Here is an 18375-nt window from a genome sequence, read left to right as displayed (position 1 = left end):
GATTCATCCCTTCCCCGGCATCATGACCCACCCTGTCCAGGGGAAACATAGGCCAGGATATCCCCGGGCTGGCAGTCCAGGGACCGGCAGATGGCATCGAGGGTGGTCAGACGTATGGCTTTGGCCTTGCCTGTTTTCAGGATGGACAGATTCTGCTGGGTAATGCCCACGGCCTCTGCCAGTTGGTTGGATTTCATTTTCCGTTTGGCCAGCATCACATCCAGGTTGATGACAATGGGCATAAACTCTCCTTTTTCGATCCTAAGGTCATGGATTAAATGGTCAGGGAATGCTCTTCAGCCAATTTTCGCCCTTCGTCCATGATCCAGGAAATCATCAATACAATGGAGGCCACCACCAGAAGGGTAATCTCATTGGAGCTGAAACCGATGCTCAGCATCTTCTGCCCGGGCGGATTGTTCATGGTCATGACCAGAACGACCCCGGTGGATTCAGCCACTCCGGCAAAGGTGTAATAGACCAGGATCCGGCCCAGCCGTTTGAAGCAAGCCACATGGGCCCCTGAAAAGACATTGCCGGCCCGGTACAGCTTTAACAGGCGCATAAGCGTCAACATGGCTGCCATTTTTATGGCCAACGGGACAAGGGAAACCGCAAGTCCCAGCATCCTCTGTGCCAGGGTCGTCTCGGAAGGCCTGGGAAGCCCGGCCTGCATTTTCATGGATACGGTGACCAGGCTTTCCGGCAGATGGTTTAAAAACACCCAATACCCCACCGTAAGGATCGGGAGAAGAACCGCAAACACAAAAAAAGCGGTATAGAGTCTGCCGCTGATACGCTGAATTCTTGCTGTATTTTCCATGGAACCTCCAATTTATTTGTTCATTTCGTGCGAAGCTTCCCAAATTCTTATGTCTTTGTCAATAAGTTTTTATCGAAATTCGATAAAAATTTACCAATTATCAATATTTTTACGCCCGGAATGCCGAGCCATCAAACGCCTGCCCAGAAACGGCGCCTTCCGGCAACCCCAAAAGATCATGACCGCAAGCCCCGATTTTTCAGGGCCTGAAAAAATCTGTTAGAATCCAATATTCTAAGTCTTGACTATTTCAAGTTTTTTCTTCATTTTTTTGACAATTCAGAATATAATGAATGTTTTATCGATAAAAGAAACAAGGAGACTCAATGTCAAAGAATAAAGTGGTTCTGGCCTATTCAGGGGGACTGGATACCTCTGTCATCCTCAAATGGCTGCTGGAACAGGACTATGAAGTATATGCATACATGGCCAACATCGGCCAGCAAGAGGATTTTCAGGCAGCCAGGGAAAAGGCCCTGAAAATCGGCGCGTCCGATGTGTTTATCGAAGACATGAAAAAAGAATTTGTCACGGATTATATCTTTCCCGTGTACAAGGCCAACACCATCTACGAGGGCCGGTATCTTCTGGGCACGGCCATTGCCAGGCCCCTGATCGCCAAAAAACAGATTGAAATCGCCCAGAAGGTCGGGGCTCAATATGTTTCCCACGGGGCCACGGGCAAGGGCAACGACCAGGTGAGGTTCGAGCTTTCATACTATGCCCTGAACCCGGGCATCAAGGTCATCGCTCCCTGGAAGAACAAGGCTTTCCTGGATGCTTTCAAGGGCAGGAGCGACCTTCTGGCCTATGCGGAAAAACACGGCATCCCCACAAAGCAGACCGCTTCCAAACCCTACAGCGAGGATGACAACCTCCTCCATATCTCCCATGAGGCCGGGGTCCTTGAGGATCCGGGCTATGAGTGCGAGGAGAGCATCTACTCCCACACGGTTGCCCCGGAACAGGCCCCGGACAAGGCCACCCGGATCACCCTGGAGTTCAAGGACGGACTTCCCGTAAAGGTGGCCAACCTGGAAGACGGAACCCAGAAAACCGATCCCCTGGAGCTTTTCGAGTATTTGAACCAGCTGGGCCGGGAAAACGGCATCGGCCGCCTGGACATGGTGGAGAACCGGTTCGTGGGCATCAAATCCAGGGGAGTCTATGAAACCCCGGGGGGAACCATCCTTCACCAGGCCCACAAGGATATCGAAGGAATCGCCATGGACCGGGAGGTCATGCGCCTGCGGGATATGCTGGCGGCCAAGTTCGCGGAACTGGTTTACAACGGATTCTGGTTCAGCCCGGAAATGGAATTCCTCATGGCGGCCATGGACAAGAGCCAGGAGGTCATCGACGGGGAAGTCACCCTGAAGCTTTACAAGGGCAATGCCTATCCTGTGGCCCGGAAGAGTCCTTCTTCCCTGTACAACCAGGACCTGTCCTCCATGGATATTGAAGGGGGTTACAACCAGGAAGACGCAGAAGGTTTTATCAAGGTCAACGCCATACGGCTCATGGCCCACAAGAAAATCGTCAACGGGAAATAAGGATCAAGAACCCCAAAGGCAAACGTCTAAAGGGGTTTTCAAATAATCAGGGCCGTGGTTTCGGGAAGCATTTCCCCGGAATGACGGCCCTGATCTTTTTTAATTGAACGGTTATAAATCTAAATTTCCACAATTTGTAAGCGTTCGGCTACATTTCATCGGCATCCACAAATGGCGCGAAGCATCCTCAATTCTTAATTATCAATTGCTTTTACTTCCCGGCTATGGGCTCCACAAACCGGGATTCCGAATCCCAGGGAAAAAGGATCCAGGTATCCTGGCTCACCTCGGTGACATAGGCATCCACCAGGGGTTTGCCGGCCGGTTTGGCATAGACCGTGGCAAAATAAGCCTTGGGCAGCATATCCCTGACCACCCGGGCAGTCCCCCCCGTATCCACCAGATCGTCAATGATCAGAAAATCCTCCCCGGTTCCCCGGATTTCCTTCAGGATGGTGGTCTCCCCCTGGCTCTGCCAGTCATAGCTGGTGATGCATACCGTATCGATATGATGGATGCCCAGTTCCCGGGCGATTACGGCCGCCGGAACCAGCCCGCCCCGGGTCACGGCCACGATCCCCTTCCACTTCCGGTCCAGGTCGTGGAGCCGCCAGGATAGTGCCTTGGAATCCCTGTGGAGCTGCTCCCAGGAAATGGGATAACTTCTCGTATACCTATCTTCTTTTTTATCCATATGCATTCGCTCTGTTTTTATTTTGACTTTTGTTCAGGTTGTTTTAATTTATCTGGAGTTAAAATAAAAGGGCCTGAATGAAAATCCGGCCAAAAAAAGGATGCAAAGTGGAAGAAATTCAAGGAAGATGCCTCTCCTGCGGGGGAAGCCTGACCATCAGACGAAGCTGAACCCAGGTCTATCTGCGCTGCAGGTCCTGCGGCAAAAATTATCCCCAAGACAAATACAAAGACCTCATGGATGAATTTCTGGAGGAACAGCTGGCCAATGTGCCGGTGAACCGGCTGTAAAATATTTTTCTCTGCTTTTTGTTTATTTATACCGGAAGGTATTCGCAATTTGGGAGTCCGGCTGCTGAGGACTGCGGTTCCGCAGCGGGAAGAATTTCAACAGGTTCTAATTCCACTCCAGGAAAGGATGAAAACTCGCCAAGGCTCAAACAGTTCATCCTTTTGCCCTTCCGCTTCATAAGAACCTGTAAGAAATCCCCCGAATGACTCCACCACAGCCCCCAACAACCTCCGCACCATACCGGTAGATTGATCCCTGATTGTTAAAATTGGTTTTATTCGAGTTCATGATTTTACAAGTAACTTTGAGCTTTGGCGAACTAAAAAACGATGACTGGCAGAAGAAGTCGTATGGCAAAAAATTAACTTTTCTACTCAACAATCATAGACACATGTGTCGCCCAGTACCCAAATCAAAATTCCGTGAAAACAAGTAATATCGGAGTGTTGAATGTTAATAACTCAACTTTCGGTGATTAAAACCAGTCGTATAGAAAATACAACAAACTGAAATCATTATAAAAATTGACGAATTCCACTCCGCATGATATGCTTTGTTTACCACTAAACAAACAATCGAAACAAAGGGAATTCGTCAAAATGAATACTACCTTTAACGATCCACTAAATCAAATCACAAATTCGGAGCAGCTTGGCGTCCTCAATGAATACTTTGCAAAATTCAAAATAGGCACGCTATTGAACCAATCAGGAATCACTAAAACAAAGGGGGCATCTCCGCTTGCTATTTTCACAGCCCTTTTCAACCTGGCCTTTTGCAATAAAAATTTGTACCAGGGCATTGTGAGAAACAAAGAAATAGCGGTTGATAAGGACGCTGTCTACAATTTTCTGAACACACCAACATTCAACTGGCGGCGGTTTACCTTTCATCTTAGCCGCCGGATTTATTTTATCATCAGAGGTCTTCTTGATGATTCTTCCGAAGAGGTTCTTATTTTTGACGATTCTACCTATAGCAGAAATCGATCAAAAAAAGTGGAACTGTTATCCCGGGTGTTCGATCACACAAATATGAAGTTTATTAAAGGGTTTCGGATGCTGACCCTTGGATGGTCTGACGGCAATAGCTTCCTTGGACTTGATTTTGCCCTTTTATCATCCGCAGAAAAAAAGAATCGGTACAATGAAATCAATTCTGAGATTGATAAAAGGACCTGCGGGTACCATCGCCGTCAAGAAGCAGTCACAAAATCTACGGCTCACCTCGTACCGATGGTAAAAAGAGCCCTTGCTATGGGTGTCCAGGCCAGATATGTCGTGATGGACAATTGGTTTTCGATGCCCTCAGCAATAGCAAGTTTGCGGGAGCACATACAGGTCATATGTATGCTGAGAGATCACCCAAAATGGTATTATGAATATCAAGGCAAAAAACTCAGGCTGTCCGACCTTTACAGGAAATTGAAGAAAAAAAGGGGAAGAGCAAAGGTCAAAGCCCATGCCGTAGTATCTCTTCCAAACGGTAAACGGGCAAAAATAGTTTTTGTTCCCTGTAATACAAACCGAGGCTGGCTTGCACTACTGTCGACAGACTGGGCACTCCCTAATGAAGAAATCATACGGCTGTACGGCAAACGGTGGGATATCGAAGTTTTTTTCAAGATGTGCAAAGAACACCTGAAACTGGTAAAAGAGGTACAAATCAGGAATTACGATGGTCTGATCGCACACACATCACTTGTATTTGCCAGATATAATCTTCTCAGCCTTTATCAGCGGCAATGTATGGATCAGAGGTCGTTTGGAGATCTCTTCAGAGCCTGTAACGATGAGATGACCAATTTGTCTTTTATGGTTTCTTTGGAGCGGATCATGCGCTTAGCTTTGGTAAAAATTCGGCGACTATTTGATTTTACCGAGCGTATGGTACAGGAGATGCTTGATCAGGTGATGGGTCAGGCTCTAAAATATTTCGGATTTTCTAATAGACCTAAGGAATTCTTGGGGGTGTAATTTTACTCCACCGAAAGTTGAGTTAATAATAGTGTGGGTTTCTATAACCTGCATTTGGAAAATTTCATTTTTAAGATAGTCTTCAGTCGGCATATATTAAAGTGACCAAAACGAATCCCTGATAAATCTTGAGCCCAAGAGAATTAAAGAAACTTTAACTTTAGGCCAGCCTAAAAACGACCACCGGAAAAAGAAATCTTGGAACAAAAAATTCGCTTTCCTCTCCCTGATATAATAGGCAAATGGCTCGCTTTCCCAAATTCATTGTCGCTTTGAGAAGAAGCTCAACTCGAAGTGTATTTTCTTGGGGGAGGGGCAGTCATGTAAAACGCTTTTTATAACATTTTTCTGTTACGAATAAAGCTTAAAAAAGCCGAACGGGAGTCCAAAACCCGTTCGACTTTGTTAGTCAATATAATCAAAATCGGCTGGAGTTGCTATTCAAGGAATAATGTATTTGTCCCCCAATTCCCCAAAAATCCCGTCCCCCAATTGTTCCAATTCCTTTCAATCCCCAATCCCCCAATCAATAACCAGGCCGTCTGTTGCGGCCGATCATTATGAAGTAACTGGGAAATTTAAATTTTTAATAAAATTATTCTGGAATACCCTGTCACAGGCAAGTTCCACAACTTCGATCTTTGAGGCAATATGAATTGCTCTGTTAACATATGATTCATCACAAAGGGTCATCACCGCACCTGAACCAGCTGAATTTCCAACCTTTTCGATATTTTCAGGATCTATTCCGGGTGTCATTCCCAATCTTATCATGTCCTGTTTATCGAGATAGGACCCAAACGCACCTGCAATTATTATTTTTCGGGCTTATCAAAGTCAGCCTTTTTTAGAAGGCATTCAATGCCTGTGATCAGCGCTGATTTACCCAGCTGGATTGAACGGATATCCTTTATTTCTTTTGCTATAAACAGCCCTCGGCCAATTTGGTTATTCAACATAGAATCGAACATACCAACAGTTGAAAGAAACCAATCTGTTGTTGAATCAGGGATGATTTTTGCGTAAAGGGCATTGAGCCATGCGTCATTGTTTCTGGGCAGGTCAATATTCTGAAGGCAAGTACCACCGGAAAGAATATTATAGACCGATGCCGCCATGAGCAACGCCTTAGAGGCGACCGTCAATCTCGTATTGAATGTTGGATACCCTTAACATGGGAGTCGATTGTTCAGTCCAGTCTCTTTTGAATTAGATACTGACCACGGGCCTAAGGCCCTGATGCTGAAGTTTGCTAAAGGCACCGAACTCTCCCATTGGGGCAACCTGTCTCCAGGTCCTTCAATTTTTACCAGTGGGGGAACACGGTCTGCGAGGTCATTGATTTTAGCCCACAATGTTGTATCTCCCCAGTATTGCGGAGGAGTATCTGCCAGAGCAACAGATCTGAATATGTTGTCCGGTGTCCGGCAACCACTGCGGATCGCTTCAAGGGCCAGGTGTTCCAGACGGCCTAAACCTGTTATGGCATCGGGCTGTTCCTCTATCCACCTTGCCACCGCTGCCGGAATCCAGGGCAAAGAGGGTGCGTCCATCTTTGACAGTTCAGACAACAAGGCAATGTCCCGGGCTGCAAATGCCTTGTCCACCAGGGCTGCAAACTCAAATTGTTCGTTTGAAACAGACCGCCGGCAATCATAGAGCGAGGCAAGCTGCTCAGGCTGCAACTGCCCGAGCCCGTGAAAGGGTTCAATCCCGGGAAAAGAATCCACACAAAGAAGTTCCACGTTCCGGATTTTTTTCCGGGATAAGCACATCAGAATATGGGCAAGCATGGACTGATCAAACAGGCACGCATCAAACCACAGAACAATGCGGTCATAAGACGCGGCCTGTGCAAGTCTGTGGTATTGATCATGGAATGTTTCCAGAATAAGGTCTTTGGCCAGTCCTCCTGCCGTGTATTCTTCCAGGAACAATGCCCGGGCATTGAGACCATTTTCATCCGGCCACCCCGGCTGCCTGGGGCCGTCATAAAGAATATCATGCCAGACAAAAACTTCCCCGGGAAGGCCTGCTTTTGAAAGGCTTTGGCCTGCAATGTCCCCGCTTGTGATATGAAAAATTCCAGTCATTTATTTCCTCCGCATTTTTATTTTCGGTAAAATATGGTTATGATATCCGTCTGCAGGAAAAAAATAAACTGAAAACATACCCTCAAACAGCTTGAATCCGGGGATGTATAACTGTGATGACCAAAGAACACATACTGGCTTCCAAACTGTCTATCCCCATCCATCCGGATTTGTTTATTCCCACCCGGTTGTCCGTTATCCTGAAAGAGTTGACGAATAAACGCCTGACAGTGGTAACCGCTGGTGCCGGGCATGGAAAAACTGCATTGACGGCCTGGGCCTTACAGCAAAAGGAGATCACGCCGGTATGGTACCATCTCGATGAACAGGACCGAGATTTTTCCCGGTTTATCCGGTATGCTGCAGCGGGTTTAAAATCCTGTACCAGAACCCCGTGTCCCATGATGGAACAACGCATTGCCGCAGCCCCCTTTGGGGCGATTCACAGGGGGCGGGCCCTGGCGGAGATTGTCCATACCCTGGAAACATCTCCCGGCTCCCGAACTTGCCTGGTCCTGGATGATTTCCATACTGTGCAAAAAGAAAAGGCCATCTTGGAATCGGTTAAGTTTCTGGTTGAGAACCTGCCCCCATGGTTTCATATCATCCTTTTGACCAGATCCACTCCTAAAATGGGTCTGTCCAGGCTGCATCTCACCGGCCAAGCCATGGAAATAACAGAATCCGATCTTCTGTTTACATTGGATGAGACCCGCCATCTTTTAACCAGGCACTTTAAACCGGCTTTGCCCTTAAAGCTTGCAGACCAGGTGTACCGGATATCAAACGGCTGGGTCGCAGGTCTGGTTTTATTATACCTGTGCCTGAAAGATCTGCCCGGAGGACGGATGAAAAAGCTGCCCACGGATCCGGCTGGTTCAAACAAACTGATTTTTAACTATTTTGAAGAAACGGTTTTCCAGTCCCTGGACCCCCAAACCCGGGAATTCATGTTGAAAACATCGCTGCTGGACACCCTTGAACCGGAATTTTGCAACGCGCTTCTCCAGATTACGGCGTCGGAAAAGATCTTAAATCAACTGGTCAACGGCCATTTGCTGACATACCGGACGCAATCCGGGAAAATCGGTAATTGGGTTTATACCTATCATCACCTGCTCAGATCCTTTTTACGCACCCGGATAAAACAAACCCTGCCCCGGGAAACCATTGCCAGGCTATACCTGGACATTGCCAACCTTCATAAGGCATCCGGAAATGATCTTGGGGCTGTCCGGTCTTATATTTCCGGTGGTTTTTTTGATACTGCCGCACACCGGCTGATGAAACATGAAAAAATACTTTTTGAATCCGGACAGCTCCTTCGGGTCCAGGGCGTTCTAAATGCCTTTCCAAAGCAATTCATCCGTTCAAGCCTTTCATTATTGTACATCCAGGCCAGGTTGGAATCCTTTTCAGGAAATCCCCACCGGTCAGTATCATTATATGAAACCATTTTGGGCAAATCAGACCCGCAAGTCTCCGGGGCGTTTCTCCTGGACTGCCGGATACAACTGGGCCTTAACTACTATTATACCGGTCATCTCCCGGAAGCAAAGAATTTACTGGAAACATGCCTGACATGTAAAGACCCGGGCAAACGCCAGGAAATATCCGGCCTGCTGATACTGATTTACGTCATCCTGGGAAATATCCGCCAGGCAGATCAGTTGGCCTGGGCCACACAAAAAGATATTGGCCGGCTACCTTATTCCCAGCGGTTGAAGATGAAAAACTGGATCGGGTTTATACTTTGCTACCGGGACTTTGTTGCCGGGGATTTTAAGGCGGCTTATGCCAGTGCCTGCAGGAGTATAGACTGGTATTCAAAAATGGGTGTGGACATCATCATGCCCTTTTCATACCTGCATGCCGCACTGCCGGCCTATTTTTTAAACGAATTCAATATCGGTCACCGCCTGGCTGAAAAAGGGCTGGATCTTATCCGTGAAATGGGCATTCGCGACAACCAGGAGGGATGGCTCAATTATGCGGCGGCACTTCACCTGTGCGGTTTGAAACGCCTGGATCAGGCCCTTGACCGGACCCAAAAAGCCATGGCCCGGTTTACCCACCAGGCTAATTATTGGGGCCAGGCCCATGTTCATGATCTCATTCATTTTATCCGGTTAAAGCAGGGCGATCCCCGGGGTGCGGAAAAAGCCCTGGAACAGGGGCTGACTTTGCTGCTTCGGACAGGTCTTGGTATGACCCAGGGCATTCTTGAAACGAGCATGCTGGGTGTGTGGCTTGAAACCGGGCGGGTTGGTGCTGTGCTGGAAAAAACGGCCCAGGTTCTGGAAAAAGTCAGGTCGTCTGCTTTTTATACCTTTAAAACCCTGATGATATCGGCCCGGTGCCGGGTGCATTTAAATGACAGGACCACGGCACTTGCGGAACTGAACCAGGCAATTGAGATTGCGGCAAAGTACGGCTATGGGCACCAGGTGGCAGATGCCGGGCCACACATAGAATCACTTTTATCGGCCTTGTATTCAAATGGTATCAAACAAGGGTTTATCCGGGAAGTTTTTCAGAAGATGAACCGGGTACATCTCCTGCCGGTACAAGGCATAAAAGAACCGGTTTTGCCCTTACGGATATCACTTTTAGGCAGGTTCCGCATGATTCTGGGCGAACAGGATATGATGCCCGAAACATTTAACAATACCAATGCGTTAATGATGATCAAATATTTGGCGCTCAACCAGCGCAAAGGATTTAAGCACCGGGATGAACTCATTGAGCTGCTCTGGCCGGAACAGGATTTTAATAAAACGCGCAAGCGGTTCAACGTAGTGGTCACCGCCGTCCGAAAATTTTTTGAGCCCCACATCCGGCGCGGGGCACCATCCCGTTATTTGAAAAAGCAGGGAACTTCGTTCAGGCTCTTTCTGGGACACGCCGGCACAGTTGATGTGCTGACATTTTGGGACGCGGTCCAAAAAGGGAACACGGCTTTTGAAATGGAAGCTGCCCTGCCCCATTATGAAGCCGCTCTGGCCGTCTATAAGGGACCGTTCCTGGCTGAAGATGCTTATACCCAGTGGTGTATCGAGAAAAGGCAAAGATTACAGGACATCTATTTGTCGGTTCTGTGGAAACTGATTTGCCATTTTCTTGACAGGTCACAGCCTGAAAAGGGGATATCTTTTGCGCAAAAATACCTTGAAACAGACAACAGCGTTGAACCCGTCTATCAAAAACTCATGCAGCTTTATGCTGTGGCCGGGAACCGGTCTTTGGTGAAAAAAACCTATGAAGCATGCCAAAAGAACGTGTTTGATGCCCTGGACTGCTCCCCGGACCCTGAAACGGTTCGCCTGTTTCATAGCTGCATGGCTGCTGATTAGTTTCTATCCCAAAATAAAATTTTATGTTCAAATTCAGTGAAATCAATTTCAATTTATTCCCGGTTTATCCACCAAAGTTATAATCGCGGTATTTAATATTTTTAACCGCTTTTTATACGGAGGCAGGAAATTGAAAAAAAAGACGCACACACTTCTGGTTAAAAATGCCCGGTTGATCGACGGCCTGGGCAATGTGTTCGAGAACCTTCAGTCCATATACATCCATGGGGGGCAGATCCTGGAGATTGGAAACTGTACATGTCCGGACCATGTGCCGATGCTGGATGTAAAGGGCGCAACCGTTATGCCCGGCCTGATAGATGCCCATGTCCATCTGCAAAGTGTTCCCGGATCAGTGTTCCGCAATGACGATGAGGCACAGCTTAAAACATACCGGTACCATCAGCTGAAGTCATACCTGGCCTGCGGGGTTACCACTGTTTTGGACAATGCCATCTCCTCCCAGATGCTGGGCGAATTCAGCCAACACCTAACGTCAGGCGGTACGGGCCCCAGGATATTTGCACTGGCCCCTGGGTTTTATCCGCCCAACGGATACCTGGACAATGACATGCTCACCCCTTTCTGGGGGCCTCACTGGCAGCCTGCAAAGACCCGGACGGATGTGGCAGCACTGTTCCGGGAATATGAGGGGATGGACAATATTATCGGGGTAAAAGCCATGATTGAAAGTGGATTTGGCAAAGCAAATATCTGGCCGTTGCTCTCTTCTGAAATCCGTAATTTTATCGTTGATGAGGCCGGGAAAAGAAACCTGCCATTGTACGTCCATGCATATAAAAAAAAAGAACAGGAAATCGGGCTTGATATGGGTGTCCACTGCTTTGTCCATTCCGGGTTTATCTTCAAGCAGCCCACGGACAGGTTTATCAGCCGGATGAAAAAGCTTGGGACATACATGACCACCACCTTGTCATGTACCTTTGACCAGATGCTGGTGCAGTTTGAGCGGGAACGGCTGGACAATCCGTATTTAAAATTGAGGGTCCCCGGAAAACTGCTTGAAACAGCAAGAGATGACCGGGCCTGGGAAGATTACTATGACAGATTTTTTACGCTGTCATCTCCCCGATGGCTTCCCGGCTTTGTCATTCGGGCCCTGCCAAAGGTTGTGAACATTGAAAAATCAATCAGATCCTGCATGCAAAACGCATCCCGGGCAATCCTCACCCTGTATAAGGCCGGCATCCCCATTGTGGCCGGCACAGATGCTTCAAGCTGGCCCGTATTCCCAAATTTCTTCCACGGCACCAGTATGATCAGGGAAATGGAACTGCTTTGCAAAATCGGTATCCCACCCATGGACGTGATTTCATCGGCCACAAAAATTCCTGCCGAAATGATGGGGCTATCAGACAGAATCGGTACCATTGAGAGGGGAAAGTACGGGGACATGATCGTTGTCCGGGAAGACCCTTTAAAAAATCCGACAGCCCTGGAATCATTGATGTGGACAATTAAAGGCGGTGACGCCCGCACCCCAGAGGCGTGGATGACCGACGATCCTGCGTAAAGGAAAAATAATCCTGTGCAAGCCGCCATGCCTGCCGCCGGAAGTCCACCCAGCAGGAAAAAGCCGCATAGAAAAAGTGTCCATTTTTACTTGACCACATCAGATTGTGTGAGCGCAGCGAGCCTCAATCTGAACAACGAGGCAAATTAACATGGACCGCAATAACCGCTGCGCGCTTTTTGCGTCCGGTTATTTGCGGCGATGCTCTTGTATGATAAAAACTTCTGCTTTTAAAACATTAAAAGAATAGATATAAAAATATAACAATGGAGGCGCAAGAAATGGTTAAGATCGGTCTTATACAAATGGCTGCGGAACCCCTCAATCTCCAAGCGAACCTATCGAAGGCCGGTCGTCATATCTCAAAAACAGCCCAGGATGGCGCAGAGATCGTTGTCCTCCCGGAAATGTTTAACGTTGGTTTTTCTTGTAATGAAAAGCTTATGAATCTTGGCGAAAATCTTGATGGGTACACGGTGACGTGGCTCAAAGATCAGGCCGAGAAGCATCAGGTTTACATTATTACAAGCATTTATGAAAAAATTGATGGGTATTTTTTCAACACAATGGTCATGGTTGGGTTTGACAAAAGTGTGCAGATATACCGTAAACGCAACCCGACCTGTCAGGAGCGACTTGTCTGGAAACGATGCAAACAACCAGGCCCCGGTATCTTTGAGACACCCTTCGGGCGCGTAGGAGGTGCGATCTGCTTCGATTCTTTTTCAAGAGAGACCTTTGAGGGATTTCGGCAAAGTGGCGTAGAAATAGTGATTATCGTTGCTTTGTGGGGTACCGTTGTCCCGATGCTAAAGCACCCGGATTCCATGTGTTTTAGTAGAATTCTCAGGCGTCAATCATATCTGGCTTCAGAAGTGGTCCCACACAGATATGCAACTGCTCTAGAAGTACCCGCAGTCTATGTAAATCAATGTGGCCGCGTAAAGTTGCCGATTGCTCACCCCCGTTTTTACCCGTTACCGGACTGGCCAAATTCAATCTATGAATTTGTTGGGAACTCAAACGTTCATGACAAATCAGGAAAGAAATGGATTCGCGATGTAGATTTGAAAAAAGAATTTTCCTGCGTTGCAGCCGTTGAAATGAATCAAAAGAAAAAACGATCCCAGATTTCAAGGGTCAATATTTTTCCCGACTATATGGATAGGGGATACTACTTTGTCCAACCACCGTTTATGTTTAAACTCTATCAACAATTGTGTTTCACTGGCTTTGAGAAACAATACGAAAAACGGTGCTGCAAATATAGCAGTGCCATAACCAGAGGAAATTCACTGAAGTGTTAGGGAGAATCTCCCCACATGTTCTTTAGAATGGCTGGTTATTATTTGGTCTTGAATATACCAGAGTCATATAAAAATTTGATGCCATTACTGTTTATCCTCCAATTCTTATCATGGTGATCTCTGACAGTTTTCTCGTCAATTTTCCACGGGAATCGCCCCAGACAGAAATGGCCTCTGAATTCTGGCGGATCTAATATCAGCCCGTAGCGCTTTTTGGTCAATGTTCCCCTTTCTCTCCGGGATTTTTTCTATTCTGCGGTCTTCCGGTATGACCCATAAACTTGCCAATAGCAGATGCGATGCCCTGGTCCCATGGCAACCGGCGATGTCCAAGGAAATCGGAGGTAAGCGATTCAAGGCTCAGGCGAATTGGATTCCCATATGATTTCACCGCTTCTTTTTGGGTGGTCCCAATGCCATGGCCCATTATAGAAGGCTGGCAGATAATGGTATGAATTTGTTTGACAGAATCAGGTTTGGCAGACAAATATGGAGTGACTGAACTCAACTCTAAGTTTACCAGGTATTTTGCTCTGTGAACGGCATACCAATGCAAAAGTCGAAGGATGAGCGTTAGAAAAACCGAATTCACTATCAAATGTCCTAATGTCATCATGCTCCCCTTTTCACTTTTAAATTTGTAGTGCCAATTTCAACCTCTATCCAGGCACCTATATATATGCACGGGCAAGAATGATGCCGTAACTCCTGCATAAGAAATAATACATTGAAAACAAACGATATTTACATTTTATATCAAGAATTATATATTTTGAATCATTCCATATATGGAATGAATTAACCTCAAATATAGAAAATATTATATATTTGAGATATTATATCACTTGTGGACAAGTGATTACTGAGTCTTGGGTTCAAGAAGTCTTTAATTCAAGGCAGGATCAATTATCAGCAAAGCCGAGGAGACCATGCCCCATTCGCACAAAAGATACCGGTTTGCCCTTGTTTCCCATTCAGAGGAAATCTCACGCATTGTCAGACAAAATATAAATCATGAAACCGAAACTCTGTTCACAACGGTAGTGGGGCTGGATGACGGTGCAGCTGTCGCAGAAACACTCATTAAGGACGGATATGAAGTCATTATTGTCCATAGCGGCACCGGCAGGATGATTGCAAAAAGCATTGGTCAGCCTGTGGTGATCATTCCCAAGAATATGTCAGATATTGTTACTGCCTTACTCAACGCCCGGGAGTTAGGCAACAGGATCGGAATTACCAGCATATCCGAAGGACATGAGGGATTCGAAACCATCCGGGAACTATTGAAGATGAATGTCCGGGAGATTGTGTTCCATCATCATAGGGATTTGCAGGAGAGGATTGAGAAAGCCGTCAGCGAAGGGGTCGACATAATTGTCGGCGGGGGGCTGAGCAGAAAAATTGCAGATCAGCTTGATGTCAAGTCGGTAATAGTTAAACCGGGAACGCAGAATGTCCGGGAGGCCATAAAACAGGCACGTTCTTTGGCCGCGGCCCGCCGCATGGAAACGGAACATCACCAACGGCTGCAAACTATTCTGAACGTGATGGACGACGGTATGATTTGTGTTGACGCGCACGGGTACCTGAACTTCTACAACAAAACTGCCGAAACAATACTTGGAATGGACCTCGAACCGAGGCTGGGACGACCGATTTCCGATTTCACCAATTCCCTCGGGCTCATGGATGCCCTTCAATCCCAAAAAAAGGCAGATAAAATAATCCATTTCAAAAATACTGACATTGTTGTGACCTCCTTGCCCGTCCTGATCAACGACCAGATTCGGGGGGCTGTCAGTCTGCTAAAGGAGGGAAGCGCCATTCATGGCATCGACAGAAAATTGCGGGAACGCATATACAAGAAGGGATTTATTGCCAAACACCGGATGAAAACCATAGTTGCCATTGATCCTAATATGCAAAAGGTGATCACTAAAGCGAAAAAATTTGCACAGACCGAGGCCTCCATTCTGGTTTACGGCGAGACCGGCACGGGAAAGGAATTCCTCAGTCATGCCCTTCACAACGAAAGTCCCCGTAAAAAGGCCCCGTTCGTGGCGGTCAATTGCGCCGCACTTTCCGAGACCTTATTGGAAAGCGAGCTTTTCGGGTATGAGGAAGGAGCCTTTACAGGCGCCAAAAAAGGTGGGAAAATAGGCCTGTTCGAATTAGCCGACCAAGGGACAATTTTTCTCGATGAGATTGGCGATATCTCCTCCAACATTCAAGTTCGCCTTTTAAGAATTTTGGAAAGCAAGGAGGTTATCCGTGTTGGGGGAGATCGAATTGTTCCGGTAGATGTCCGCATCATCAGCTCTACTCACAGGGATCTTCGCGAAGAGGTCCGTGTCGGGCGATTCAGAAAAGACCTTTATTACAGACTGGCGGTTCTACGGCTTACAATTCCGCCATTGCGGAATCGAACTCAAGACATCCCGGAACTGCTGAACCCGTTGCTGAAACGGCACGGGAAATCCTTGGCGTCCGTCACCTCTGAGATGCTAAACCGATTGCAAACCTATTGGTGGCCGGGAAACATAAGGGAATTAAACGCTCTGATGGAAAGTTATCTTACACTCCTGGGCAAGGATAAATTCAGCGAACATTTGTTCATGGATCTATTTGAGGAGTACAAAGATCCGGGCGATCCTGAGTCCCCGGCAACAGCGGACTGCATTCCTTCTCTTCACGGTCAAACCAATTCGGAGCGCACTGAAGGTCAAATTCACACGCTGAACGAATATATGGATCGCTATAGGCTTAAAATTATCACCCATGCCTTGCGGCAATGCGGTGGCAATAAAACGGCGGCGGCAAAACAGCTTGGCATTAGCACCAATACCCTTTGGAGAATACGTAAGAAAGAGAGAGGAACTGAAACCGTACCGTTCTGATACCCCATTTTGTGCATATCATAGACATCGTTTCAACGGCACGTTCCTTAGATTTAAAATTTAAAGAGCTGAGGTGAGGACTACCCTTCAGCCAGACTCCTTTTTACTCAACTTTCGGTGGAGTAAAATTACACCCCCAAGAATTCCTTAGGTCTATTAGAAAATCCGAAATATTTTAGAGCCTGACCCATCACCTGATCAAGCATCTCCTGTACCATACGCTCGGTAAAATCAAATAGTCGCCGAATTTTTACCAAAGCTAAGCGCATGATCCGCTCCAAAGAAACCATAAAAGACAAATTGGTCATCTCATCGTTACAGGCTCTGAAGAGATCTCCAAACGACCTCTGATCCATACATTGCCGCTGATAAAGGCTGAGAAGATTATATCTGGCAAATACAAGTGATGTGTGTGCGATCAGACCATCGTAATTCCTGATTTGTACCTCTTTTACCAGTTTCAGGTGTTGTTTGCACATCTTGAAAAAAACTTCGATATCCCACCGTTTGCCGTACAGCCGTATGATTTCTTCATTAGGGAGTGCCCAGTCTGTCGACAGTAGTGCAAGCCAGCCTCGGTTTGTATTACAGGGAACAAAAACTATTTTTGCCCGTTTACCGTTTGGAAGAGATACTACGGCATGGGCTTTGACCTTTGCTCTTCCCCTTTTTTTCTTCAATTTCCTGTAAAGGTCGGACAGCCTGAGTTTTTTGCCTTGATATTCATAATACCATTTTGGGTGATCTCTCAGCATACATATGACCTGTATGTGCTCCCGCAAACTTGCTATTGCTGAGGGCATCGAAAACCAATTGTCCATCACGACATATCTGGCCTGGACACCCATAGCAAGGGCTCTTTTTACCATCGGTACGAGGTGAGCCGTAGATTTTGTGACTGCTTCTTGACGGCGATGGTACCCGCAGGTCCTTTTATCAATCTCAGAATTGATTTCATTGTACCGATTCTTTTTTTCTGCGGATGATAAAAGGGCAAAATCAAGTCCAAGGAAGCTATTGCCGTCAGACCATCCAAGGGTCAGCATCCGAAACCCTTTAATAAACTTCATATTTGTGTGATCGAACACCCGGGATAACAGTTCCACTTTTTTTGATCGATTTCTGCTATAGGTAGAATCGTCCAAAATAAGAACCTCTTCGGAAGAATCATCAAGAAGACCTCTGATGATAAAATAAATCCGGCGGCTAAGATGAAAGGTAAACCGCCGCCAGTTGAATGTTGGTGTGTTCAGAAAATTGTAGGCAGCGTCCTTATCAACCGCTATTTCTTTGTTTCTCACAATGCCCTGGTACAAATTCTTATTGCAAAAGGCCAGGTTGAAAAGGGCTGTGAAAATAGCAAGCGGAGATGCCCCCTTTGTTTTAGTGATTTCTGATTGGTTCAATAGCGTGCCTATTTTGAATTTTGCAAAGTATTCATTGAGGACGCCAAGCTGCTCTGAATTTGTGATTTGATTTAGTGGACCGTTAAAGGTAGTATTCATTTTGACGAATTCCCTTTGTTTCGATTGTTTGTTTAGTGGTAAACAAAGCATATCATGCGGAGTGGAATTCGTCAATTTTTATAATGATTTCAGTTTGTTGTATTTTCTATACGACTGGTTTTAATCACCGAAAGTTGAGCTTTTTATAGTCGGATGACCACCCCAGACTATCTGTTAAGAGTACTGTCTTGAAGTGGATAAGGCGATTGAGAACCATGCGTCTTAAACATGATTATGCATCCTGTCCTGAATCATTATCGAAAAATATATTCACTTGCATAGAAGGGCTTATTTGCCCAAACCTACTAAAATAGAATCGTAATTATTGTTGTGGAATTCCTGTAAA

At 46.6% G+C, this 18375-nt stretch carries 14 protein-coding genes and 1 pseudogene; 6 read left to right on the top strand and 9 right to left on the bottom strand.

Translation table 11 applies throughout. The annotated features are described in order from the left end of the window. Positions 1–20: 20 nt before the first annotated feature. A complete protein-coding gene (locus tag F608_RS0118595; protein WP_022667165.1) occupies positions 21–242 on the bottom strand; it encodes a helix-turn-helix domain-containing protein in 222 nt (73 codons plus the stop codon). A gap of 32 nt (positions 243–274) precedes the next feature. Further along, positions 275–823 (bottom strand): DUF2975 domain-containing protein, encoded by a 549-nt coding sequence (locus F608_RS0118590; protein WP_022667164.1) that lies wholly within the window; start codon positions 821–823, stop codon positions 275–277. A 326-nt stretch (positions 824–1149) separates the two neighbouring features. On the opposite strand from F608_RS0118590, the gene F608_RS0118585 reads away from it, so the two are divergent. Then, positions 1150–2376, top strand: a complete 1227-nt coding sequence (locus tag F608_RS0118585; protein ID WP_022667163.1) for an argininosuccinate synthase — start codon at positions 1150–1152, stop codon at positions 2374–2376. Positions 2377–2587: 211 nt separating this feature from the next. Here the strand turns inward: F608_RS0118585 and gpt are convergent, their stop codons facing one another. Together gpt and F608_RS0118575 are read right to left on the bottom strand one after the other, a co-directional pair. Then, the gene (gpt, locus tag F608_RS0118580; protein ID WP_022667162.1) at positions 2588–3070 is read right to left on the bottom strand and encodes a xanthine phosphoribosyltransferase; all 483 of its coding nucleotides are present in this window, start codon (positions 3068–3070) and stop codon (positions 2588–2590) included. Between the two features lie 17 nt (positions 3071–3087). Further along, entirely contained in the window at positions 3088–3408 is a 321-nt protein-coding gene (locus F608_RS0118575; protein ID WP_022667161.1) for a hypothetical protein, read from the bottom strand. Positions 3409–3960: 552 nt separating this feature from the next. Between F608_RS0118575 and F608_RS0118570 the strand changes: the two genes are divergently transcribed. Beyond that, positions 3961–5337 carry an IS4 family transposase gene (locus F608_RS0118570; protein WP_022667160.1) on the top strand — a complete coding sequence of 459 codons (1377 nt, stop codon included), beginning with the start codon at positions 3961–3963 and terminating at the stop codon, positions 5335–5337. 558 nt (positions 5338–5895) lie between these two features. Here the strand turns inward: F608_RS0118570 and F608_RS35870 are convergent. From F608_RS35870 to F608_RS32560, 3 genes and pseudogenes are all read right to left on the bottom strand, one after another. After that, positions 5896–6102, bottom strand: a complete 207-nt coding sequence (locus tag F608_RS35870) for an ASKHA domain-containing protein (protein WP_244154307.1) — start codon at positions 6100–6102, stop codon at positions 5896–5898. A gap of 230 nt (positions 6103–6332) precedes the next feature. Next, positions 6333–6543: pseudogene (locus F608_RS37405) on the bottom strand (IS1380 family transposase); the annotation flags it as partial. After that, complete coding sequence (locus F608_RS32560; RefSeq protein WP_022667158.1) at positions 6507–7430, bottom strand: DUF1835 domain-containing protein; 924 nt, start codon at positions 7428–7430, stop codon at positions 6507–6509. The gene F608_RS32560 and the pseudogene F608_RS37405, both read right to left, overlap by 37 nt. A gap of 116 nt (positions 7431–7546) precedes the next feature. On the opposite strand from F608_RS32560, the gene F608_RS0118555 reads away from it, so the two are divergent. The 3 genes from F608_RS0118555 to F608_RS0118545 all read left to right on the top strand — a co-directional run bounded on the left by F608_RS0118555 (position 7547) and on the right by F608_RS0118545 (position 13624). After that, a complete protein-coding gene (locus tag F608_RS0118555) occupies positions 7547–10783 on the top strand; it encodes an AfsR/SARP family transcriptional regulator (protein WP_022667157.1) in 3237 nt (1078 codons plus the stop codon). Positions 10784–10913: 130 nt separating this feature from the next. Then, positions 10914–12317: an amidohydrolase family protein gene (locus tag F608_RS0118550; RefSeq protein ID WP_022667156.1), complete on the top strand. Its 1404-nt coding sequence runs from the start codon at positions 10914–10916 to the stop codon at positions 12315–12317. Positions 12318–12598: 281 nt separating this feature from the next. After that, the gene (locus tag F608_RS0118545) at positions 12599–13624 is read left to right on the top strand and encodes a carbon-nitrogen hydrolase family protein (RefSeq protein WP_022667155.1); all 1026 of its coding nucleotides are present in this window, start codon (positions 12599–12601) and stop codon (positions 13622–13624) included. A 217-nt stretch (positions 13625–13841) separates the two neighbouring features. Here the strand turns inward: F608_RS0118545 and F608_RS0118535 are convergent, their stop codons facing one another. Further along, positions 13842–14240: a hypothetical protein gene (locus tag F608_RS0118535; RefSeq protein WP_153307542.1), complete on the bottom strand. Its 399-nt coding sequence runs from the start codon at positions 14238–14240 to the stop codon at positions 13842–13844. A 313-nt stretch (positions 14241–14553) separates the two neighbouring features. Here F608_RS0118535 and F608_RS32555 point away from each other — a divergent pair, with 313 nt between their 5' ends. Further along, positions 14554–16524: a sigma 54-interacting transcriptional regulator gene (locus F608_RS32555; RefSeq protein ID WP_022667152.1), complete on the top strand. Its 1971-nt coding sequence runs from the start codon at positions 14554–14556 to the stop codon at positions 16522–16524. 128 nt (positions 16525–16652) lie between these two features. Here F608_RS32555 and F608_RS0118525 read toward each other — a convergent pair whose 3' ends face one another. Continuing rightward, complete coding sequence (locus F608_RS0118525; RefSeq protein WP_022667151.1) at positions 16653–18029, bottom strand: IS4 family transposase; 1377 nt, start codon at positions 18027–18029, stop codon at positions 16653–16655. Positions 18030–18375 lie beyond the last annotated feature (346 nt).

The sequence above is a fragment of the Desulfospira joergensenii DSM 10085 genome (assembly GCF_000420085.1).
Classification (GTDB): Bacteria; Desulfobacterota; Desulfobacteria; order Desulfobacterales; family Desulfobacteraceae; genus Desulfospira; species Desulfospira joergensenii.
The sequence above is the reverse complement of the archived record's forward strand: the minus strand, read 5'-3'. Positions and strand labels throughout refer to the sequence as shown.